The sequence below is a fragment of the Vibrio sp. IB15 genome, from assembly GCF_016406055.1.
Classification (GTDB): domain Bacteria; phylum Pseudomonadota; class Gammaproteobacteria; order Enterobacterales; family Vibrionaceae; genus Vibrio; species Vibrio chagasii.
The window spans coordinates 1-21,541 of sequence record NZ_JAEFCE010000075.1 but is presented as its reverse complement, the minus strand read 5'-3'; the positions used below and the strand labels follow the sequence as shown (position 1 = coordinate 21,541).

The 21,541-nt window shown below is 45.2% G+C and carries 17 protein-coding genes and 1 pseudogene; 11 read left to right on the top strand and 7 right to left on the bottom strand.

From position 1 onward, the window contains the following. Positions 1-59 precede the first annotated feature (59 nt). Together zigA and rplY are read right to left on the bottom strand one after the other, a co-directional pair. A complete protein-coding gene (gene zigA / locus JC606_RS20575; RefSeq protein ID WP_198779330.1) occupies positions 60-1,259 on the bottom strand; it encodes a zinc metallochaperone GTPase ZigA in 1,200 nt (399 codons plus the stop codon). 475 nt (positions 1,260-1,734) lie between these two features. Further along, on the bottom strand, positions 1,735-2,013 hold the full coding sequence (rplY, locus tag JC606_RS20570; RefSeq protein ID WP_004741321.1) for a 50S ribosomal protein L25: 279 nt from the start codon (positions 2,011-2,013) through the stop codon (positions 1,735-1,737). 368 nt (positions 2,014-2,381) lie between these two features. Here rplY and JC606_RS20565 point away from each other — a divergent pair, with 368 nt between their 5' ends. The 3 genes and pseudogenes from JC606_RS20565 (at position 2,382) to JC606_RS20555 (ending at position 5,024) form a co-directional block, all read left to right on the top strand. Beyond that, positions 2,382-3,110, top strand: coding sequence for a glycosyltransferase family 2 protein (locus JC606_RS20565; RefSeq protein ID WP_137408723.1), 729 nt, complete (start codon positions 2,382-2,384; stop codon positions 3,108-3,110). A 14-nt stretch (positions 3,111-3,124) separates the two neighbouring features. Further along, on the top strand, positions 3,125-4,432 hold the full coding sequence (locus tag JC606_RS20560) for an LssY C-terminal domain-containing protein (protein WP_198779329.1): 1,308 nt from the start codon (positions 3,125-3,127) through the stop codon (positions 4,430-4,432). Positions 4,433-4,623: 191 nt separating this feature from the next. Further along, positions 4,624-5,024, top strand: a pseudogene (locus tag JC606_RS20555) (VOC family protein). A gap of 103 nt (positions 5,025-5,127) precedes the next feature. On the opposite strand, the gene JC606_RS20550 reads toward JC606_RS20555, so the two are convergent. The 4 genes from JC606_RS20550 to JC606_RS20535 all read right to left on the bottom strand — a co-directional run bounded on the left by JC606_RS20550 (position 5,128) and on the right by JC606_RS20535 (position 9,660). After that, positions 5,128-6,477 carry an ATP-binding protein gene (locus JC606_RS20550; RefSeq protein WP_137408726.1) on the bottom strand — a complete coding sequence of 450 codons (1,350 nt, stop codon included), beginning with the start codon at positions 6,475-6,477 and terminating at the stop codon, positions 5,128-5,130. 150 nt (positions 6,478-6,627) lie between these two features. Then, positions 6,628-7,287, bottom strand: a complete 660-nt coding sequence (locus JC606_RS20545) for a response regulator transcription factor (RefSeq protein ID WP_004741316.1) — start codon at positions 7,285-7,287, stop codon at positions 6,628-6,630. Between the two features lie 61 nt (positions 7,288-7,348). Further along, the gene (locus tag JC606_RS20540; protein WP_198779328.1) at positions 7,349-7,747 is read right to left on the bottom strand and encodes a PepSY domain-containing protein; all 399 of its coding nucleotides are present in this window, start codon (positions 7,745-7,747) and stop codon (positions 7,349-7,351) included. 170 nt (positions 7,748-7,917) lie between these two features. Further along, positions 7,918-9,660 carry a DEAD/DEAH box helicase gene (locus JC606_RS20535; protein ID WP_198779327.1) on the bottom strand — a complete coding sequence of 581 codons (1,743 nt, stop codon included), beginning with the start codon at positions 9,658-9,660 and terminating at the stop codon, positions 7,918-7,920. A 97-nt stretch (positions 9,661-9,757) separates the two neighbouring features. On the opposite strand from JC606_RS20535, the gene rsuA reads away from it, so the two are divergent. The 3 genes from rsuA to JC606_RS20520 all read left to right on the top strand — a co-directional run bounded on the left by rsuA (position 9,758) and on the right by JC606_RS20520 (position 12,484). Beyond that, positions 9,758-10,453 (top strand): 16S rRNA pseudouridine(516) synthase RsuA, encoded by a 696-nt coding sequence (rsuA, locus tag JC606_RS20530; RefSeq protein ID WP_008222807.1) that lies wholly within the window; start codon positions 9,758-9,760, stop codon positions 10,451-10,453. Positions 10,454-10,607: 154 nt separating this feature from the next. Then, entirely contained in the window at positions 10,608-11,825 is a 1,218-nt protein-coding gene (locus tag JC606_RS20525; RefSeq protein ID WP_198779326.1) for a Bcr/CflA family multidrug efflux MFS transporter, read from the top strand. Continuing rightward, positions 11,825-12,484 (top strand): DUF2913 family protein, encoded by a 660-nt coding sequence (locus tag JC606_RS20520; RefSeq protein WP_198779325.1) that lies wholly within the window; start codon positions 11,825-11,827, stop codon positions 12,482-12,484. Before JC606_RS20525 ends, JC606_RS20520 begins: the two co-directional genes overlap by 1 nt. 145 nt (positions 12,485-12,629) lie before the next feature. Here the strand turns inward: JC606_RS20520 and JC606_RS20515 are convergent, their stop codons facing one another. Continuing rightward, positions 12,630-14,090: a DUF2867 domain-containing protein gene (locus JC606_RS20515; protein WP_137408731.1), complete on the bottom strand. Its 1,461-nt coding sequence runs from the start codon at positions 14,088-14,090 to the stop codon at positions 12,630-12,632. Positions 14,091-14,186: 96 nt separating this feature from the next. Here JC606_RS20515 and JC606_RS20510 point away from each other — a divergent pair, with 96 nt between their 5' ends. The 5 genes from JC606_RS20510 (at position 14,187) to nhaA (ending at position 21,365) form a co-directional block, all read left to right on the top strand. Beyond that, on the top strand, positions 14,187-15,560 hold the full coding sequence (locus tag JC606_RS20510; protein WP_137408732.1) for an MATE family efflux transporter: 1,374 nt from the start codon (positions 14,187-14,189) through the stop codon (positions 15,558-15,560). Positions 15,561-15,682: 122 nt separating this feature from the next. Beyond that, the gene (locus JC606_RS20505) at positions 15,683-16,354 is read left to right on the top strand and encodes an ABC transporter ATP-binding protein (protein ID WP_198779324.1); all 672 of its coding nucleotides are present in this window, start codon (positions 15,683-15,685) and stop codon (positions 16,352-16,354) included. Further along, positions 16,335-18,788 (top strand): ABC transporter permease, encoded by a 2,454-nt coding sequence (locus JC606_RS20500; RefSeq protein ID WP_198779323.1) that lies wholly within the window; start codon positions 16,335-16,337, stop codon positions 18,786-18,788. The genes JC606_RS20505 and JC606_RS20500 overlap by 20 nt, the downstream gene beginning before the upstream one ends. Next, positions 18,778-19,926, top strand: a complete 1,149-nt coding sequence (locus JC606_RS20495; RefSeq protein WP_137408734.1) for a lipocalin-like domain-containing protein — start codon at positions 18,778-18,780, stop codon at positions 19,924-19,926. Before JC606_RS20500 ends, JC606_RS20495 begins: the two co-directional genes overlap by 11 nt. A gap of 275 nt (positions 19,927-20,201) precedes the next feature. Beyond that, positions 20,202-21,365 (top strand): Na+/H+ antiporter NhaA, encoded by a 1,164-nt coding sequence (gene nhaA / locus JC606_RS20490; RefSeq protein WP_198779322.1) that lies wholly within the window; start codon positions 20,202-20,204, stop codon positions 21,363-21,365. The last annotated feature ends 176 nt before the right edge of the window (positions 21,366-21,541 follow it).

The window sequence follows — 21,541 nt, the reverse complement described above, 5'->3', positions numbered from 1 at the left end:
TCCTTAGCCTTTAAGGCTTAAGTTTAGACAGTTACACAGAATTTAGGACAGTCTCCTATTTACTCTTCCCACTCAGGGAAAGGGTCTTCCAGAGACAACCAATTGTTGCGCCCTTGCTTCACTTCATCTTCTGTCAGCAAACATTCGTTAAGACGGGCAATCAATTTCTCTTGTTCTAACCCCTGACCAATAAACACCAATTCTTGTCGCATATCGCCATAGGGTTCTTGCCAAATGTTGTTGATGGCATCAAGGGAGTCTTGATCCGTCGGCCAATCCTCTTTCGGAATTGATTTCCAAAACATACCAGCGGCACCATAACGTGCGATGCCGCCCGCTTGGCTCCACTGGCCGACGAAGTCCGGTCTTGTTGCTAACCAAAAGTAACCTTTAGAACGAAGCAGTTTGCCGTAGTCTTCTGCGTTATGGAGGAAATCATAGAACTTTTCTGGATGGAAAGGACGCCTCGCATGATATGCAAAGCTGGAAATACCATATTCTTCGGTTTCAGGTATATGTTCGCCACGCATTTCTTTCAACCAACCTGGGGCTTGTTGTGCCTTTTCAAAACTAAAGCTCTGCGTGTCGAGTACCGCATCAAGTTCCACTTCACCATTCGAGATAGGAATAATAGTGGCTGAGGTATTGAGTGTTTTTAGAATCGCTAAAAGCCTTTCGATTTCTGTTTTTTCAGCTAGGTCGGTTTTACTTATCAGGATAACGTCTGCGAACTCTACTTGATCAACGAGCAAGTCGGCGACGCTGCGTTCATCGTCCTCACCCAACGACTCTGGCGTCTCTGTTAAGAACTTAGCTTCATCGTAATCTCGTAGGAAGTTGATGGCATCAACCACTGTTACCATGGTGTCTAAACGGGCAACGTCTGACAGCGAAAGCCCATTTTCATCGGCAAAAGTAAAAGTCTCTGCAACCGGGAGTGGCTCAGCGATACCAGTGCACTCAATAACTAGATAATCGAATCTTCCTTCTTGAGCGAGCTTGGTGACTTCTTCAAGTAGATCCTCACGCAGGGTACAACAGATACAGCCGTTACTCATCTCAACCAATTTTTCTTCACTGTGGTTGAGCGAAACTTCATTCTGAACGGTCGCTGCATCGATGTTGATTTCACTCATGTCGTTGACGATGACCGCAACTTTTCTGCCTTGTCTGTTGTTAAGAATATGACTTAAAACGGTTGTTTTTCCTGCGCCGAGAAAGCCAGATAAAACCGTAACAGGGAGTTTTGGGGTGTTCATGCTCATGCTCATCTTATTAGTGTAATGTTATAATATAACACCAAGCATGATCGGTGATCTTAACTCTGGCATCAAGCAGTTTATTACTGTGTGGAGAGCTGGACTTTATTGGCGTCTTTATTCGTTTTTAAATGGTAGAGGCTTAGATGCACGCAATAAAGTACATCGGACTCTTACCTGGTGTTGGGCTTCTATATACGAAGAGAAAAAGCATGTCATGACAAAAGAAGAACTTGTTGCTGCGCCGAAAAGGGCTATATGAATGAAGCTCTGTCGTGCTTCCACTATTTACCCATTTACTGTCTAAGGCTATGAAAAATCATAATACTGCTTGATTTTCTAAATCCCAAAAACGGTGAAACCCCGATGTTGGTAGCATCGGGGTTTCGAATTTTTAGATTTCTCGATTGGTAAGGTCGATTATCTTTTCTATGCAGAAGGCTGGATTAATCCAATCTTATTCCTTGGTAGGGAATTAGATGCGGATGAAGTCCATGTGCTCAACTTTTGGCTTGAACGCGTGACGTTGAACGTCTTGTGGCTTAACCTTAACTTCTGCGCCGTCAATCAGTAGAGTGATTGCTTCGTAGAACTCAGGCTTGTCCATTTGGTTGATCACTTCGTCGTGATTAAGTTCGATAGATACAGCTGCTGCTTCACCACCGTAGATTACAGCTGGGAATTTACCAGCGTGACGTAGGCGGCGGCTCGCACCTTTACCTAGTTCAGTACGTACTACTGCTTCAAATTTCATAGTTTTACTCTCAAATTAGTAAAAATTAACTTCACATCTCAATGCGACCTTGAGTATGTGGTAATGCTTATGCTGAACGAGTTCATGCTTAAGCGAGCGCGGATACTAACATCACATTTGAATATGAGCAAGTAAGAAGCCTATCACAAAGTGAATTTCCTTCGATATTTGGCTCGTTTGTAGATAAAACGCTCGCTAACCCTATTTTATCGCTTTCTTTACTCTTCTGTCTTGTTCTTTTGCCCTGTTTATATCGTCGCGAAATCATCAAGTTAATGAACGGAAAATGAATGTTCGCCTAAGGCTTGGTTAATGCTTGGTTAGGTAACCTTAGTGTTAATTAATCAGCAGAATGAATAGGTGAAAACATGGAACCGGTAAGTATTGTCGTTATTACGTTAAACGAAGAGAAACGCATTAGTCGCTTAATGGAAGAGTTGAGCGTGCAAACCCATCAAGAGTTCGAAGTGATCGTGGTCGACTCAAATAGTGAAGATAACACCAGAGAAGTCGCACAAGCCTATGAAAGTGCATTGCCAAAACTGACAGTCCACCATATGCAAGAACGCGGTGTTAGCCTTGGTCGAAACACCGGGGCTGCTTTGGCACAATACAACAGAATCCTTTTCTTGGATGCCGACGTAAGCCTGCCTCGTAACTTCCTTGCAAAGGCGCTTTATGAGTTAGAAGAGAACAAGCTTGAAGTTGCTGGCGTATACATGAGTTCAAAAGGGCTGCCATTGGTTCATAAATTCGGTTATGGGCTGTTTAATGCGGGCTTATTTGCGACTCAGTTCTTTTTCCCGACCGCGATTGGCGCGTGTATTTTCTCAACCAAACGAGCACATGAAGAGATCGGTGGTTTCGATGAAGAGATTTTCCTTTGTGAGGATTGTGATTATGTAAAACGTGCGAGCAAAACATGGCGATTTAGATTCCTAAATATGACCTTCGGTTTTGACCCACGTCGATTAGACCAAGATGGTGTTGTGAAGACGGGTTCAACTTACCTTAAAGCCAATATAAGACGCTTCTTTAAAGGCGAAATGCGTAACAACGAAATGAACTACAAGTTTGGTCACTACAAAGAACAGTAAGCATTGAGGTTGTTATGTTTGATGGACTAGGGCTGTTTTTGGGAGCATTGGGTGATGCTCTCATTGGCCCAAACTTATTTGTACCGGGAGAGCCATTTTTTATCGCTGCGGGCTTTCAACTGTATTCAGGTGCATGGATGGCGTTGGTGTTTGTAATGTTAGGTGGTTTCGTTGGGGATCAACTGAGTTACTTCATTGGTTTAAAGTGGGGAAGGACAGCCCAAAAGAAGCTAATTCAATTTCGACCAAAAACCAAAAGGCTGATCGCACGGTGTCGTTATCTCATTGCGAAAAAGGGCACATTCATTATAGTCGCGGCACGCCTTTTGGGTCCTATTGCTTGGGTTGTTCCTGTTATTGCAGGTTCTCATCGCGTTAAGTGGCACAGTTTTACGCTGTTGTCTTCGATAGGCTTATTGCTTGGCGGTGGTCAATTCATTGCTTGGGGTATGTTGTTGGCACATGGTGTCGAACAGTTTCCTTTATTGGGTGCGGTTAAGGTTTTCCTAAGCGAGCACCAAAGCTTACTGATTGGCTTAGTTGCAGTGACCATTTTTGTTGTTGTGGGCAACAAACTTAAATGGCGTAAGTTGACCTTAAAAACCAGCGCGTTTTTAGTGGCTTGGCTGTGTTACGCAAATTATGCCCATTTCTTCTGGAAAGCTGATGACTTTCAAAATCAACAAACATCGGCACCGATGAACTCGGTCGACTTACAACACGTGACTTACAAAGCGTTTCCTGGGCTTTCTCCAATCTATGATGCGCAAGCGATTAATGTTGTTTATGTCGGAGAATCGCCTCGTGAACTCATGAACCAGTTGGGCTGGATAGAAAATCAAACGTTCTCTCGAAATGATATTGAGTGGTCGAATTACCTTACTCTCCTAAAAGATAAAACACCGCCTGTATCTGACTTATATTGGCGAAATCAACCACAAGATATGGCCTTTCAATTGCCAGGTAACCTGATGAAGAGAAGCCATATTCGCTGGTGGCGCGCTGGTGTTGGTATTAAAACTAACCAGCCTCAGTGGTTAGGCGCAATTAGTTATGATGATGGCCTTAAAGTCACCCCTTACTCAGGCATTGTGACCGTCCTTCATAACATTGACCCGAATGTTGATGAAGAGCGAGATCGGTTGGCGCAGCAAATTAAATCCACTTACCCAAGTATCGAACTGGTTAACTTGCCTCTCGCGAATGCTGAAGTAATGAATGATCAACATGACTACTACACAGACGGAAAGATCTTGGTTATTGGCTCAACGACATACAGTGATGAATCACAAACCTTAGATGTTGCAGTGAATGATATATAAAGCGCGCCTTTAAGACGCTCTCTAACTTAGTTCCCGATAAATACGAACCTTGTTTGAATATCAATCAAACAAGGTTCTGTTATTTCTGCTTATTAAAGCCGAACATCTTTTGAGCGTTTCTATCGTTCTAATAGCGTCAACCTTGTCTATCCGAATTAAGGGTGAACAAGGGCGAAAGCTAAGGACAAAGTATGCAAATGAATCCGGTTGGTTGGTTTGAAATCTATGTCGACGATATGGTGAGAGCCAAATCCTTTTATGAGGCCGTCTTTAAAGTTACGCTAGAGAAGTTAGATAACGAAACGGGCATCGATATTGAAATGTGGGTGTTTCCTAGCGATATGGACAAATACGGCGCGACAGGGGCCTTGTGTTCGATGCCTGATGTTAAGGCCGGGGGCAATAGCACTATGGTGTACTTCTCTTGCGATGATTGTGCGATAGAAGCAAGCTTGGCGGCGGCGAATGGTGGTGTTCTACAAGTACCTAAAATGGCGATTGGACAGCCCGCTCTCTTCATGGATAACAAAGTTTCATCAGTGTGGTTATTGATACCGAAAGCAATGTCATTGGTTTACATTCGATGACTTAAATTTGCAGAGTAAAAACGGCACAGGATCAAAAAGGAGTTTATGCGTGATGCGTAAACTCCTTATTTTTATTCAAGGTATAACTGCTGTTCGAATGTAGTCGTCTTAAGAGGCCTGAGATACCTTTAGAACAAGAGAGGCTTTCAAGCCACCCATTGAGCTTTTGCTTAGCGTTAAGTTCCCGCGGTAACTGTGTGCCATTTCATTCACAATATTCAGGCCTAGACCGGTACCAGGAGTCGTTTCATCCAACCTTACGCCTCGTTTGGTCACCTGTTCGAGCTTTTCTTCAGGGATACCTTGTCCGTCGTCTTCAATAATCAATTCGACATTGCCATCGGTCAGTTCATTAGCGTGAACGCGAATAATACTGCCCGCCCACTTATAACTATTTTCGAGTAGGTTACCGACCATCTCATCTAGGTCAGTTTTTTCTACAGCGACCTCAAGTTCAGAGTCCAGCTCATTGATCATAGTGACTTCATTGGCGGCATAAACTTTATCAAACGCCATCGAGATCGCTTCAACACGTTCACAAGGCGACGACTTCACCGAAAGGATGTTCATTGCACCTGCCATACGAGCACGACCAAGGTGGTAATCTATCTGGCTTTGGATCTGCTGAATGGGTTGCTGTAACAGTTTCTTCTCGTTGTCAGGCAGCATCTCTATTTCATTTTTCATCACCGACAGCGGCGTTTTTAATGCATGGGATAGGTTCCCCGCGTGGTTACGTGCGCGTTCCAGTAATTCTTGGTAATGAAAGAGTAGGGCATTGAGGTCAGATACCAATGGAGAAACTTCTTTCGGGTAGTTATCGCTTAGCCCTTGCTGTTCACCCTTTCTCAGCATTACCAACTCACGCTGCATCTTACTAAGAGGTAATAGAGACCAGCTCACTTGAATACCAATTAACATCAGAACGCCGACAAACAACAACATTAGGATCAACCATACTTGGCCTGTTAGTTCTGCCAGCGTCGACTCGAGTGGGTCTTCGTCAATACCAATGGTGATGGTAATTGGGTCGCTCAGTGAAGGCAGGTAGATATCTTGCTCAATGTAAATCAGCTTCTCTTTTTCAGGTCCCTTAACGGAAGTGTGAATAGGAGAGCGCTTGATGGTGAGGTCTTTGTCCCATAGAGAGCGAGAACGAATGATTTGACCTTGAGTCGAAGCACGCCAATAAATACCGCTGTAAGGTTGGTTAAACCTCGGGTCAGACAGGCGTTCTGCCATGATTAGGTTGCCATTGTCATTGGTCTCAATATTGGCGGTCAGCTCGTCCATGGTCAGGGCAAGTTGCTGCTTCATGTCGTCGACAAGGTAATCGTTCACCAGTTTTGGTATACCAACACCGGCCGCTAATATCATCGCACCTAGCCAAAAAGCCGCAGCGAGAAGCAAGCGGCTTTTTAAACTGATGTTTTTAAGTGTTCGTTTCTTTAGATTCATGCATTTCCAGCCTGCCTTTGCTCATCGTTATCGACTTGTATTTCGATGATCAGCTATTTCGATGATCAGTACAGGCTGTCCACTTAGTGGGTGAGTGTGCTTGATTTCTCTTAGTTTAATTGATGTTTGTTGTTCTAATTAAATAGAGACTTATTCAGCATTCAGTTGGTAGCCAAGGCCACGCACGGTTTTGATGATCTTAGGTGCGATTTTCTTACGAATACGACCAATAAATACCTCAACCGTGTTTGAATCGCGGTCGAAGTCTTGTTTGTAGATATGCTCAACCAGTTCGGTGCGTGAGATAACCTTATTTTGGTTATGCATGAAATACGCGACAACCTTATATTCTAGTGCCGTTAGGCTGACTGCTTGGCCCTGCCACAACACTTTTGAACTGCGGGTGTCCAAGCTTAAATCACCAATTTGAAGAACTGGTGCAGCGCTGCCCGACGCACGGCGAAGTTGTGCGCGGATACGGGCAATCAGCTCAACCATTTCGAATGGCTTAGTGAGGTAATCGTCGGCGCCAGCGTTCAAGCCTTCAACGCGTTGAGTTAATGTGTCTCGTGCACTCAAGATAATCACTGGCGTATTGATGTTCTCGTCTCGAATGCCTTTTAAAACGGTTAGGCCATCAAGCTTAGGTAGACCTAGATCGAGAACAATCGCATCCCACTCTTCTGATGTCGCGCGATAAAGAGCGTCGATACCATCTTGGGAGAGTTCTGGAACCCAGTCGGCTCCCTCAAGTGTTTCAATAATCTGTTGGCCCAAACGAGGTTCGTCTTCAACGACTAAAATTTTCATAATTGTTCTTCTTAATTCTTGTAATGACTGTTCGTCGTACTTAACTATTCGTCGCGCTTAATTAGTCGCCGTGTTTAATTGCGTTTTTAAAGTTGCGGCCTTCAATCTTTAGAATGTCCAGCGTTTCGGCGTTGTATTCAACTTTTATGATGTTGTTTTGGTAATTAATTTTTAACTCATACACCCAAATATCATCATCTTCTTCTAGTTCGACTTTAATGATTCGGCCATGAAGGTCGTTTTCTACCGCTGCATACATCTCAGAGAAAGGGCGAATATAACCTTCTCGAACCGCTTCGTAGACCTCGTCTTGGTCTTCTTCAAATTCAATGCGGGTTCCTGCTTTATGAACGTCTTGCACTAATTCATGACTATTATGATGCGAGTCAGCCCATGCGCCAGCAGAAACAAATAAGCCTAAGCTTATACAAAACAAAGAAATCATAGCTTTACTAAACATAGCGAATCCTAGAGAAGGTTGATAGCGTTCAGTATAAAAAAGTAATTCTGAACAGAAAGTGAACCTGATTAATAATGAGAAATTGATACCTAAAAATTTGACGATGAGAGCGCCTACACATCACGGAGACTAACCATCAAGTGTTAAGAACGTAAGACTTATCTTTAACCTCAACGTTGCTGTAGCTCATCTTCGAATATCTTGTCTCTCATTTTCCAAAAGCGACCAACCTTACGTGCAATCACAAATTGTGGTGGGCGGAATCTATGCTGGTGAGCAACCACTTTTGACGGTGACGTTTCCTCAAAAGGTCTGTGTCTATCTGCAAGGTGAGGGCGAACAAACTGGTCTTTGAAGTTTTGCTTTTGTTTCTTGGTGGTTAATGACCAAAACTCATGGACTTGCGCTTGGTTTTCACCACGGTAGGTGACTTTAAGTTGCGATTTGCCTTTGTCGTTCTTAAGTACGTTAAGGTCCATTTCTAAACATTCAAACACCAAAGCATCTTTTAGGTTGAGTGCCTCTTTGAGCTTTTTGTCTGGGTCTACCAAGGTAGCGTCACACTCATGACAAATACGGGCCGCGATGTCGTTATCGGCGCCACACTCTCCGCAGTATTTGGCGCGGAAGCGATAGTTGCAGTGTTCTCTCTCACCTGTGTCTTCATCGGTAAAGTAGCCTTGGCATTTGCGGCCAAAGTGCTCAAGTAAGAAGCCGTTGCTGTCTAGCTTGCCCCAGAAGTTGTTATTGAAGCCGCAAGCTGGGCAGGGGATGGTGATGATTTCACTGTCAGAATCAGGCTTAGGATCGCCCACTTCTGGTTGGTAGAGATCATAGCTGTTACCTGCGTAATCGAGCACCAAACACTCTTTTTTGCCTGGAGATAAACGTAAGCCACGGCCAACGATTTGTTGATACAAGCTGATGGATTCGGTTGGACGAAGAATCGCGATTAAATCGACATGCGGTGCATCAAAGCCAGTGGTTAAAACCGACACATTGACCAAGAATTTGATTTTTCGTTCTTTGAAATCGTTGATGATTTGGTCACGCTCGAGTGTTGGCGTGTCACCAATGACAATCGCGGCTTCACCTTCAGGTAGTAAGCCTAGGATCTCTTGAGCGTGTCGAACGGTGGCTGCAAACACCATGATGCCCAGTTTGTCTTGGGCGAGGTGAATGATCTGATCGACAATCTGTGGTGTCGCTCGTTTTGATTGTTCGATCACCATATCCAGCTCGGCTTCTTTGTATCGACCCGTGCTCGAGGGTTTTAATTGTGAGAAGTCATAACTCAATACTGGCGCATCTATCATGCGAGCTGGTGTTAAGAAGCCTTCGTCGAGCAGGTAGCGAATCGGTAACTCAAAGATACAGTCTCTAAAGAATCTTGGTTCTTCCGAGCGCACTTGCCCACGAGTGTGGTATTGGTAAATCCACCCCATGCCTAAGCGATAAGGGGTTGCCGTTAAGCCAAGTACCTTGATGCCCGAGTTGTTTTCACGCAAGTGAGTGATCACTTTCTGATAGCTACTGTTCTTTTCATCGGGTACTCGGTGGCATTCATCGATAACCAAAAGTGAAAATTGGTTAGAGAATGAATCGAGGTTGCGAACTACAGATTGAACCGACGCGAATACCACTTGTTGGTCGGTCTCTTTACGGCCTAAACCAGCCGAGAAGATAGAGCCTTTTAACCCATAACCTTCATACTTTTCATGGTTTTGTTCAACCAGCTCTTTCACGTGAGCCAGTACCAATACACGCCCTTTGGCAAGCCTTGCCAGCTCAGCAATGACCAAACTTTTCCCAGCCCCTGTTGGTAGCACGAGAACAGCCGGTGTTTGGTGTTTTCTGAAGTAGTGAATGACTGATTTTACTGAGTCTGCTTGGTATGGGCGGAGTGTATACATATCGCGTCTTGTAAAATGGAGAACAAATAGTGTGAAATAGCTCAACTAATTGAGCAAAGGTGACTATAATACCCGACTTAGATTAGTTGAGGTATTCATGCGTTTAGATAAATTTCTGTGCGATGCACTAGGCATTACTCGAAAAGAAGCAACACACTTATTAAAAACAAAGACTGTGACAGTGAATGATGTCATGCAAAAAAGCGGTTCAGTTAAAGTAACTGAGCAGTGTGTAGTGGAGTGGCAAGGTAATGAACTGAATGTTCATGGCCCACGTTACATCATGTTGTACAAGCCGGAAGGGTTTGTTTGTTCGCATGAAGATGGCTCAAATCGCACCGCATTTGAATTGCTTGATGAAATCAAAATGGACAAGCTGCACTTTGCAGGGCGTCTAGATGTTGATACTACAGGTCTTGTTCTGATTACGGATGACGGTAAATGGTCTCACCGTATTACCGCACCAAAACACAAGTGTGAAAAGATGTACCGTGTGTGGTTGGTTGATCCAGTAGAACCAGACTACGTTGAAAAATTCAAAGAGGGCATCCAGCTGAAAAGCGAAGATGGCCTAACACTTCCTGCACACCTTGAAGTGCGTGCCGAGCGTGAAGTGCTATTAACGATTCACGAAGGCAAATACCACCAAGTAAAACGCATGTTTGCTGCTCTTGGTAACAAGGTAGAAGCACTACACCGTGAACGCATTGGTGAAATCGAGATGGACGAATCTCTTGAGCTAGGTGAGTACCGTTACCTAACGCAAGAAGAAGTTGATTCTATCTGGAAGTAACCCTTAGCTATTAATTTATAGCGCTCTCGTTGCAAAGCCGACCAAGGATGGCGTCGGCTGATGATGTTGACTGGTACTAGGAAAGTCTCAGCCAATCTTTTGACTTGCGTGTTCACGCCGGTCCTAGTTTTATCAGTTAAACATTCGGAGAACCATGCAGACATCTACCCCACAGAGCCCAAGCTCTCAACCAGAAACCCCTCAATTAGGCTTAGTGCTATTTTTGATTCTCGGTGCGATTGGTGCGTTGACGCCGCTCGCGATCGATATGTACTTGCCTGCGATGCCGACCATTGCCAAAGATCTTGGTGTAACGGCGGGCGAAGTACAGATAACGCTAACCGCTTATACCGCAGGTTTTGCGTTGGGGCAGTTATTGCATGGCCCATTAGCTGATAGCTATGGACGCAAGCCAGTACTCTTGATTGGTGTGTTCTTGTTTGCGATTGCTTCTGTGGTGAGTGCGACAACCCATGGCATTGAAGCGCTGACTTACGTTCGTGCTGCACAAGGTTTTGCAGGCGCAGCGGCAGCTGTAATCATCCAAGCAGTTGTACGTGACATGTTTGATCGTGAAGATTTTGCGAGAACCATGTCTTTCGTAACCTTGGTTATGACGGTTGCGCCACTTATCGCACCAATGATTGGTGGTTACTTGGCATTGTGGTTTGGTTGGCGCTCAATTTTTTGGGTACTGGCTATCTTTGCTGTGATCGTCATTCTAGCGGTATCGATGAAGATCCCTGAGACGCTACCGGTAGAAAATCGACAGCCACTGCGTTTCAAAACGACGATTCGTAACTACGCTCGTTTATGTAAGAACCCAACGGCAATGGGGCTGATTTTTTCGGGTGCATTTTCTTTCTCGGGAATGTTCGCGTTCTTAACCGCTGGTTCGTTTGTTTACATCGACATCTACGGTGTTCGTCTAGACCTATTTGGTTACCTGTTTGGCTTAAACATCGTTGCAATGATCTTGATGACGAGCATTAATGGCCGAATCGTGAAGAAAGTCGGTTCTCACGCGATGCTTCGAGTGGGTTTAACCATTCAGCTGTTCGCAGGTTTGGGGTTGTTGGTCGGCTGGTCATTAGATATCGGCCTGTGGGGCATTGTGCCATTCGTGATGCTGTTTATCGGCACACTGTCTACCATTGGTAGTAACTCAATGGCGCTCCTACTTAGTGGATACCCGAATATGGCTGGTACTGCATCATCACTCGCGGGCACATTAAGATTTGGTACTGGTTCTGTGGTTGGGGCAATCGTCGCAATGCTACCAAGTGATACTGCAGGACCAATGGCTATGGTGATGGCAGCATGTGCAATACTGTCAGCATTACTATATTGGACATTAGGAAAGAAGGCATAATGTCAAAATACTATATTGAAATTCAGAAGCTTGTGAACACCGCACTTGGTGAACTTTACGCATTACACAAGTCAGGCAAAGCGATTGACGCTCCTATCGCGAACAACTTATATCTTGTTCGCTGGGTAACTAAGGCTATCAAAGCACAAGCGTATGATCGTGTTGTTGTGCCTGATTTGGTTCGCTGGCAAAAGCAGGGCCGTTCAAAGGGTAACAACTCTGATTTAACTTTTACGTTTAAGCGAATCTCAGCGTTTTACGCTCAGTTCTTCCCAGAAGGTGAAGAGCCTAAATCACTGAAAGACAGTGACGTTGAAGCCTTTATGGACAAGATGTATGAGATGGGTTGGAGCGTATCGAGTGAAGATGAACTAACCACAGGTGGCAAAATTCAGTTCTTTACTGATGGTGAGCACTCATTCGCGCTATGTGGTAAGCAGTGTGATGACTCTTTCGACGGTGAGCTTATGGTTAAGCCGATGAACTGGTTTGTGCGTGGTAACCACGCTGAGTTTATCCAAGCGGCAATGGAAGCGGGCTTCATGCTTCATAAAGTGACTGACTATAAGTCTGCCGTGAAGTACCACGGTGAATACATTGTATACCCTGCTAACCAAGGCAACCAATTGGCTGAGATCCCAATTAGCTTTGTTGGTTAATGGGTAGATACGAGATGCGAGATTAGAGATACGAAGAGCGGAATTATCCGCTCTTTTTGTTTGCTTGTCATAGCGCCAGTCGCCACTAGAATCCCCCATTTGCTTTTAGTCTTTGCATCCCGTTACTCGAATCGCGCATCTGCTTTTAATCTTTTCGCATCTCGTTACTCGAATCCCTCATCTGCTCTTGTGCCTGATTATCTATCGCTTTTACCATGCCTTTAAAAATAAACAGATGAGCAGGCATCATTGCGAACCAATACAGTAATCCTAGGAAGCCTTTAGGGTGCCACCAAGCGGTGATGTTTAATTCACGTGTGTCTCCGTTATCAGAAACCGTGATTTCCAGTCGCCCTAAGCCCGGACCTTTCATCCCGAATAGCAGCGATAGGAATTGGTTCTCTTCACAGCGAATCACTTTCCAAGAGTCAATTTTGTCGCCCACTTTTAGAGTTGGCCCTTCTGGCATTTGTCGCACGGGCACTCCGCCACCAAAGAGAAGATCTAACCACTCCCTTGTGCGCCATAAAGCGTTAGCGAAGAAGTAACCCTGTTTAGGGCTTCCAATCTGTTGCGCTACGTGCCAAAGCGATTCTAGCGAGGCAGTCGACGTGATACTTGCACCTGTCTTCTTTGGGTAGTAACCGTATCCCGCTTGCCAGCGTTTAAAGGCGGTTTTATCAAAGCCCCACACATTACTTTTTACGAAGTTACCCTCAGCATGAATCGCTTGTTCAACCATGCTCTCGAACGACGCGAGCTTTTGCGGATATTTTTCTTGGATGGTAGTCGAGTTAGCTATGAAATCATGCTTTAAACCTGCGAGTAATGCTCTACCTATGTTGGAAGGGACAGAGGTCACCACGCCAAGCCAATAAGAGGCGATCTTAGGTGTAAGTAGGGAAGTCGCCCACAACCGAAGTGGACGATCGGCAGTTTTGGCGATATGCGCGAATTGATTGCGATAAGAGACGATACCTGGACCACCAACCTCAAAGGTCTGATTGTCGCTTGGGGTATCTTGCGCGAGCTTTAACAAGTAGTGATTGAGGTTTTTCAACGCGATAGGGTTGGCTTTCGAATCGACCCATTTCGGCGCAATCATGATTGGTAGGTTGTAAACGAAATCTCGCATTATCTCAAAGGCCGCTGAACCTGGGCCGATGATGACGCCAGCTCGAAGTTCAGTAACGGGAACCGATCCTTTGCGAAGGAGCTCACCGGTTTTCTTTCTCGCTTTAAGGTGTTCAGAATCGCCAGTTTGAGGCTGAAGTGAACTTAAGTAGATGATGTGTTGGTTTTTAGGACCAAGTGCGGAGACAAAGTTACGGGCCAGGCTTAACTCGTAGTCAATGAAATCATGACCTTCCGCCATACCATGGACAAGGAAGAAGATTAGGTCAAAGTCAGGGACTAAAGCTTGTGTTGCCGCTTGGTCAGCCAGATCGAGAAATTCGAGTGATAAATTCTCATGAGGCTCGGTTCGCGCTTTTAAGAAGTCGATGTGCCTTGCTGCAGCGGTTACTTGATAACCTTGTTCTAGCAGCAGAGGAAGCAGCTGTGAACCAACATATCCAGAAGCGCCTAAAACCAGTACTTTCTTCATCGTTACTCCATTTATATCTGTGGTTAAAAACCGAACATTGATATAATAGCGTGATATTTATCTATATTCATCAACACGTTCCGTTCAGGTGTGCCTATGCTGCTCTCTTCAATTATCCATCATACACGCGGCGACTTTGTTCGCAGGCTGATTGCTATTGCTTTGCCAATCACCTTGCAGAGCATCATGTTTTCAAGCCGAGGCTTGGTGGATGTGCTGATGCTAGGCCAGCTTGGGGAAGCTGATATTGCGGCAGTTGGTGTCGCGAGCCGAGCGATGTTTGTGACGACTATTATGCTGGTGGGTGTGACCACTGGTGGTGCTCTGCTTACTGCTCAGTATTGGGGAGCTGGTGATAGACAAGGGGTAAGGGAAAGTACCGCATTAACCTGGTTGGTTTCGACCCTGTTTGCTCTTCTGACGATTGTCTTCTTTGTCTCTTTCCCTGCTCAAATCATGGGTGTGACGACCGATTCTCAAGAAGTGATCAGTTTAGGTGTTGAGTACATCGTCATTACCTCTTTTAGTATGTTGGCGGTGTCGTGCGTTAGTAGTATGGCCGTGGGCTTACGAGCGATGCACAAACCCGGGCTAAGTACCTTCTTCAGTGGTATTGGTATCCTATCCAACGTGTTTTTAAACTGGGTGCTGATCTTCGGTAATCTAGGTTTTCCGGCTCTGGGTATCAAAGGTGCTGCGATAGCCACGGTATTAAGTGGCGCTATCGAAGTGGCGACCTTGTTTGGTTACCTCTATTTCTCTAAACACTTACTCGCTTTTGGGCTCTGTGACATCAAAGCTGCTGCGACGGTAGATAAAGTCGTTCGCTTCTTGAAGTTGTCGCTGCCTACAACCTTCAACTTCTTAGCTTGGGCTGGTGGCTTGTTCGCTTATCACGCCATCATGGGACAATCCGGTGTGCAAGGCTTAGCGGCGCTTTCGGTGATGACACCTGTTGAATCTATCTCATTGAGCTTATTGATAGGGATGTCGAACGCAGCTGCGGTATTGGTGGGGAACCAACTCGGCGCCAAAAACAATGAAGCGGTTTATTATCAAGCGCTCGGTATTACTATCCTGTGCTTTTTAACTAGTATTGTGGTCGCGATTTCCCTCTACTTTGTGCAAACACCAATTTTGAACGCGTTTAGTGCATTAACAGAAGAAACCCGAGCACTTTCTGAGAAGTTTATTCTGATCCTCAGTGTCGGCATTGTTATTCGCTCGATTCCGATGACGGTGATTGTTGGTGTGTTGAGAGCGGGCGGTGATGTTAAGTTCTGCCTTTACCAAGACCTGATAGCACAGTGGGTGATTGGTATTCCGTTAGCGGCTATCGCGGCCATCTACTTTAAATTTCCACCCGAGTGGGTGTACTTGCTTTTTCTCACTGAAGAGGTGATTAAGTGGAGCGGTTCGCTGTATCGCATGAAAACAAGAAAATGGATTAAAAACTTGATAGGAAGTTGAAGTAGGGCGCATCAATCGCATCACTTTATCGTTGGCATGTGATCTATCTTTCAAAATACTTCCTCCTAACAGGGAATTAGTGTAGATTCTCCTTCCAAATTCTAACTAATGCGAGCTGTTGAATGTTAAAGCTGTCAGACCTGTGTAAAGGCTATGTTGATGGGGGGGAATTCCACCCTGTTTTGCAAGGTGCTGAACTGACATTGAATCAAGGTGACCAACTCGCATTAATGGGCGAAAGCGGCTCAGGAAAAAGTACTCTACTTAACCTAATTGCAGGTTTGGATCTCGCTGACTCTGGCGAAATCGTTTTTCCAAACTTCAACATGCACGATTCTACCGAGCGTGAACGCACTGCTTATCGTCGAAACAACATTGGCCATATCTTCCAACAGTTCAACCTATTACCAACGTTGAATATCGCAGATAACATCCGTTTTTGCCGTCAACTAAAAGGCTTGCCTGAAGATAAAGGCCTTTGGAGACAGATTCTCTCTGCCTTAGATCTTATGCCTTTACTTGGTCGCTACCCTGAGGAAGCTTCTGGTGGACAACAACAACGTGCCGCGATTGCTCGTGCGTTGTACATGGAACCAAAGATCTTATTAGCGGATGAACCTACGGGTAGCTTAGATGAGCGTAATGCGGAAGCGGTAATGCGCTTGCTGACTTCTTTGGCTCGTCAATTAGAATGTACATTACTATTGGTCACACACAGTGAGAAAGTCGCACTGCATATGGGCGGCCGGATCCGCCTACAAGGAGGGCAACTGCATGTTATGGCCCGTAGTTAAGGCGCTACTCGGTCATTATCGACGTTACCCACTTCAGATTATCTTGGTATGGCTTGGCTTAACGCTAGGCGTATCACTATTGGTTGGTGTTACTGCTATCAACCAACACGCCAAGCAAAGTTATGCACATGGCGAAAAACTCTTTTCGAATCCTCTTCCTTACCGTATTCGACCAAAACACAACGCCAATAAAATTCCGCAAGGTTTTTACATCCAGCTTCGCCGTGAAGGCTTTCAACAGTGCTCTCCTTTTGATCACCATCGTATCACTGATGAAAATGGCGCGAACTTTATGTTGATTGGTATCGATCCTGTTTCGATGCTTCAACTGCAACCGGGCGTAGCGTTAAAAGATCTTAATACGTTGAACCTGATGAAACCGCCGTACCCAATCCTTGTGAGTGACGATCTTGCTGAACATATGGAGTGGAAGAACGGCGACTATATCCACCTTATGGATGGTTCTGAGCTTGGCCCATTAATGGTTGATCAAAATAACATCATTGATGGTACTCGGCTGATTGCCGATATCTCGCTACTTAGAATGCTGAAACGCAGCGCTGGTTTGTCGGTCATTGCGTGTTCAGACATGTCTACTGAAAAGTTTGAACGCCTCAAAAACATGCTACCTAATGGCTTGACGATTTCTCGTAGCTCGAAAGCAGAACTTGAGTCACTCACTAATGCATTCCACTTAAACCTAAAAGCGATGGGCATGCTGTCGTTTGTCGTAGGCTTGTTCATTTTCTATCAAGCGATGTCACTGTCTTTTATTCAGCGTCAGCCATTGGTGGGGATCTTAAGACAAACCGGTGTCTCGGGTTGGCAGCTCACTAAAGCGCTATGTTTAGAGCTATTGATTCTGGTTTTACTGAGCTGGATCTGCGGTAATGTCTTTGGTGTGATGTTGGCTAACCAACTATTACCTGCAGTGTCTTCTAGCCTTGGCGACTTATATGACGCCAATGTTGGCTTGACGATTGACTGGAATTGGCGCTGGAGTGGTTACAGCTTGATGATGGCATTGATTGGTGCGTTCTTAGCGTGTGCATGGCCATTGGTTCGCTTACTCAAATCTCAGCCGATTCGTTTGTCTTCTCGCCTATCGTTGATGCGTTTTGCAGGTACAGAGTTTACATGGCAAGCGTTGATTGGTTGTGGCTTCCTAGTTGCCGCAGTTGCGGTTTATGAAGCACCACAAACCCAAGAGTCAGGTTTTGCCATCATTGCACTAATGCTGGTGAGTGTGGCTCTGTTTACGCCGTTTTTGATGTGGAAACTGTTTAACAGTCTCTCCTATTCATTACGTTGGGTTCGTGCTCGCTGGTTCTTCGCGGACGCAGCATCAAGCATGAGCTACCGTGGTGTTGCGACTATGGCCTTTATGTTGGCGTTAACTGCGAACATTGGCGTTGAAACCATGGTCGGTAGTTTCAGAGACACCACGGATAAGTGGTTAACACAGCGATTAGCCGCGGACCTCTATATATACCCAACCAATAATGCGGCGGCTCGCATGAGTAACTGGTTGTCGGAACAACCTGAAGTAGATTCTGTATGGTGGCGCTGGGAAAAGGATGTCGCTTCTCCAGTGGGCAGTATTCAAGTGGTGAGTACTGGACCTTCAGAAGGCGAGCTTGCTGCACTGACGATTAAACTCGGCATACCGAATTACTGGTATCACTTACACCATTCTAAAGGTGTGTTGATCAGCGAATCCATGTCACTCAAGCTAGGGATTCGCCCTGGCGATTATATTGATCTCTACGATAACTTAGGTTCTGGCTGGCAGGTCGTTGGTGTGTATTACGATTATGGTAACCCTTATCACCAAGTGATGATGTCACATCGGAACTGGTTATACGGTTTTGCAGGTCGTGGTAATGTCGGACTGGGTGTAATACTAAAAGACGATGTGAATGCTATTGGGCTGAGAAGCAGGCTGGAAAGTGTATTTAGGCTTGGTTCTGAGCGTATTTTTGACAACAACAATATTCATAGCCAGGCGATGCGCGTGTTTGATCGAACCTTCGCCATTGCCGATACCTTGGGTAATATCACGTTGGTAATCGCCGTGTTCGGTATTTTCTTTGCGACGGTCGCTGGTGAGGTTTCAAGACAAAGGCATATATCGTTGCAACGATGTTTAGGCGTATCGGCGAAAGAGTTGATCCTTACCGGAAGTTTGCAGCTGTTTGTGTTTGGGCTTATCTCTTCGTTAATCGCAGCTCCACTTGGTTTAGCGTTGGCGAACTTGATTGTTGATATCGTTATCAAGCAGTCTTTTGGCTGGTCACTCGAGCTACAAGTGCTTCCTTGGGACTATTTCGAGACATTTGCTTGGGCAATGGCAGCATTGATGTTAGCTGGTGCTTTACCAGTGATGAGAATGATTCGGAACACACCGATGAAATCATTAAGGGATGCGCTTTAATATGTTTCTAAGGAATAGCTCAACTAAGTTAAGACACCGATTTCTATCATCCCTGTTGTTGATCAGTTTCTTTGGCATCTTTTTGAGTGTTTGGGGCTACTATTCTTATTTTGTCGACCCTGGCGAGAAAGGAGTCAACGAGATTAATTCGGTGTTGGTCAGCGAACACTTCAATGTATTTGAACCTGTCTTGCCTGACCGAGGCGTATCACTTCCACGAGACTTCAAGTTCCACCCGGAATTTCAGCACGAGTGGTGGCACTATTTTGCGTCTTTGAAAGGGGACGATGGCAAAGAATATTCAGTTCAGTGGAGCTTCTTCCGCATTGCAACGGATGAACGTGAAACGCCGGGATGGCAGAGCCCACAAGTTTACATTTCGAACGTGGTGATCTCTTCTAAATCCAAAGTGTGGAAAGAGCAGAGAATGGCTCGTGGTGGCATTGGCCAAGCGGGAATGACCAGTCGCCCATTTAGAATTTGGATTGATAATTGGAACTGGCGCTCACTGGGGAATACACCGTTTCCTGGTCGTCTACAATTACAAACGGATACGTTTGGGCTGCAATTAGATACAGTGGCGAAAGGGCCATATGTACTTAATGGCGAGAACGGTTATCAGAAAAAGCATGATTTGCTACCTGTCGCGTCGTACAACTTTAACGCGCCGTTTTTATCATTGAGTGGTGTACTGAATCTTGATGGCGTAGCTAAGGAAGTAGAAGGCACAGCGTGGGTCCACAAAGAGTGGGGCAGTGGCTTACTTGGAGCCGGTCAGCAAGGCTGGGATTGGTTTGTGTTTAACCTTGATGACGGTACAGCACTGAGCATCAACCGCTATCGCCATAATCAGCAGTTACCCTATGTGTTCGGGACGTTAGCCACTCGTTCTGGCAAGGTTTACCAGTTAACGGAATCGGATATCTCGATTCAGCCTTTGCAGAACACAACGCTAATGAATGGCAGACGAATGCCGCTCCAGTGGATCATTAACGTCCCTGAGCACGATATTAACCTGACTACACGTATCATACGCCGAGATATGTGGCTGCCATTTGTCATACCTTATTGGGAAGGGCCAATAATGGCTAGCGGCAGCCATGAAGCGACCGGCTTTATGCAGCTCACCGGCTACTAAAAAACACCTAAGGCTATCATTTGATAGCCTTTTTTTATGTGTCCTAGTTTTGTTAGCACTCAATGAATTATGCATACAGGTGTGATGTTCTCATCTATACTTAATTTGTGGTGCATAACAATATTATGGAATATGCGACGTATTGTTTAGTATTTGTAGGAAAAACCGAAGTTAAACATCCAAAGAAGTGATTATCTATTGATAAAGCTTGGATATAAACTCATGGTTATTCTTTGTTATTCGTTTATTTAAATAATAAATATAAGGGCGAAATCATGACCGACGTCATCCGTGACTTCTTTAAAATGGAATCTGCTGGCGGCATCATCCTAGTTATCGCTGCGGCGTTCGCAATGTGTGTAGCAAACTCACCACTGAACGAAATGTACCAGGGCGTCCTGCACAGTTACGTTCTCGGTATGTCTGTGTCTCACTGGATCAACGATGGCTTAATGGCTGTCTTCTTCCTTCTAATTGGCTTAGAAGTTAAACGTGAGCTTTTAGAAGGCGCATTAAAGTCTAAAGAGACTGCTATCTTCCCAGCTATCGCTGCGGTAGGTGGTATGTTGGCTCCTGCACTTATTTACGTGCTATTTAACTCTAGTAACCCTGAAGCGCTTCAAGGTTGGGCTATCCCGGCTGCAACTGATATCGCATTCGCGTTAGGTATCATGGCGCTTCTTGGTAACCGTGTACCGGTAAGCTTGAAAGTGTTCTTGCTAGCTCTTGCAATTATCGATGACCTAGGTGTTGTTGTGATCATTGCATTGTTCTACTCAGGTGACTTATCAACACTTGCACTTACCGTTGGTTTCATCGCAACAGGCGTTTTGTTCATGCTAAACAACAAGCATGTGACTAAACTGAGCGCTTATCTGATTGTTGGTGCAATTCTGTGGTTCGCAGTATTGAAGTCTGGTGTTCATGCAACATTAGCGGGTGTAGTAATTGGTTTTGCTATCCCACTGAAAGGCAATAAGGGAGAACACTCCCCACTGAAACACCTAGAGCACGCACTGCACCCATACGTAGCTTTTGCAATTCTGCCAATCTTCGCATTTGCAAACGCAGGTATCTCACTGGAAGGTATCTCAATTTCAAACCTTACGGGCATGCTACCTCTTGGTATCGCTATGGGTCTATTGGTTGGTAAGCCGCTGGGTATCTTCCTATTCAGCTGGGGCGCTGTGAAAACGGGTGTCGCTAAGCTACCTGAAGGTGTCAACTTCATGAACATCTTCGCAGTGTCTGTGTTGTGTGGTATCGGCTTTACGATGTCTATCTTTATTTCATCGCTGGCATTTGGCCCTACAAACGCAGATTTCGATACGCTTGCTCGATTAGGTATCCTGATGGGTTCAACGACTGCAGCTATCTTAGGTTACTTCCTGTTAAGTATTTCTTTACCGAAAACTAAGCACCAAGAAGTAAAACTTTAATCGGTAACTGGCTAGGCTAACCGTCGAGCCATTTCCCAAGGAATAAGCTAACTCTTGAGTAGCACCAGCCACTGAACCATTCCCGAGAGCGATGTGGCTACAAATAACAAAAAGCCGCTCGTTATGAAGTGACCCCGTAAAGTTGGACATTTCTGTTAAGCGGCTTTCAAGGCCTG

What these genes read in the sequence shown, in the direction of transcription:
- JC606_RS20550 (WP_137408726.1), bottom strand. Translation starts at nt 6,477, where the DNA reads ATGAATCTAAAGAAACGAACACTTAAAAACATCAGTTTAAAAAGCCGC.
- JC606_RS20535 (WP_198779327.1), bottom strand. Translation starts at nt 9,660, where the DNA reads ATGTATACACTCCGCCCATACCAAGCAGACTCAGTAAAATCAGTCATT.
- JC606_RS20500 (WP_198779323.1), top strand. Translation starts at nt 16,335, where the DNA reads ATGTTATGGCCCGTAGTTAAGGCGCTACTCGGTCATTATCGACGTTAC.
- JC606_RS20520 (WP_198779325.1), top strand. Translation starts at nt 11,825, where the DNA reads ATGTCAAAATACTATATTGAAATTCAGAAGCTTGTGAACACCGCACTT.
- JC606_RS20545 (WP_004741316.1), bottom strand. Translation starts at nt 7,287, where the DNA reads ATGAAAATTTTAGTCGTTGAAGACGAACCTCGTTTGGGCCAACAGATT.
- JC606_RS20525 (WP_198779326.1), top strand. Translation starts at nt 10,608, where the DNA reads ATGCAGACATCTACCCCACAGAGCCCAAGCTCTCAACCAGAAACCCCT.
- nhaA (WP_198779322.1), top strand. Translation starts at nt 20,202, where the DNA reads ATGACCGACGTCATCCGTGACTTCTTTAAAATGGAATCTGCTGGCGGC.
- JC606_RS20505 (WP_198779324.1), top strand. Translation starts at nt 15,683, where the DNA reads ATGTTAAAGCTGTCAGACCTGTGTAAAGGCTATGTTGATGGGGGGGAA.
- JC606_RS20495 (WP_137408734.1), top strand. Translation starts at nt 18,778, where the DNA reads ATGCGCTTTAATATGTTTCTAAGGAATAGCTCAACTAAGTTAAGACAC.
- zigA (WP_198779330.1), bottom strand. Translation starts at nt 1,259, where the DNA reads ATGAACACCCCAAAACTCCCTGTTACGGTTTTATCTGGCTTTCTCGGC.
- JC606_RS20540 (WP_198779328.1), bottom strand. Translation starts at nt 7,747, where the DNA reads ATGTTTAGTAAAGCTATGATTTCTTTGTTTTGTATAAGCTTAGGCTTA.
- JC606_RS20565 (WP_137408723.1), top strand. Translation starts at nt 2,382, where the DNA reads ATGGAACCGGTAAGTATTGTCGTTATTACGTTAAACGAAGAGAAACGC.
- JC606_RS20510 (WP_137408732.1), top strand. Translation starts at nt 14,187, where the DNA reads ATGCTGCTCTCTTCAATTATCCATCATACACGCGGCGACTTTGTTCGC.
- JC606_RS20560 (WP_198779329.1), top strand. Translation starts at nt 3,125, where the DNA reads ATGTTTGATGGACTAGGGCTGTTTTTGGGAGCATTGGGTGATGCTCTC.
- JC606_RS20515 (WP_137408731.1), bottom strand. Translation starts at nt 14,090, where the DNA reads ATGAAGAAAGTACTGGTTTTAGGCGCTTCTGGATATGTTGGTTCACAG.
- rsuA (WP_008222807.1), top strand. Translation starts at nt 9,758, where the DNA reads ATGCGTTTAGATAAATTTCTGTGCGATGCACTAGGCATTACTCGAAAA.
- rplY (WP_004741321.1), bottom strand. Translation starts at nt 2,013, where the DNA reads ATGAAATTTGAAGCAGTAGTACGTACTGAACTAGGTAAAGGTGCGAGC.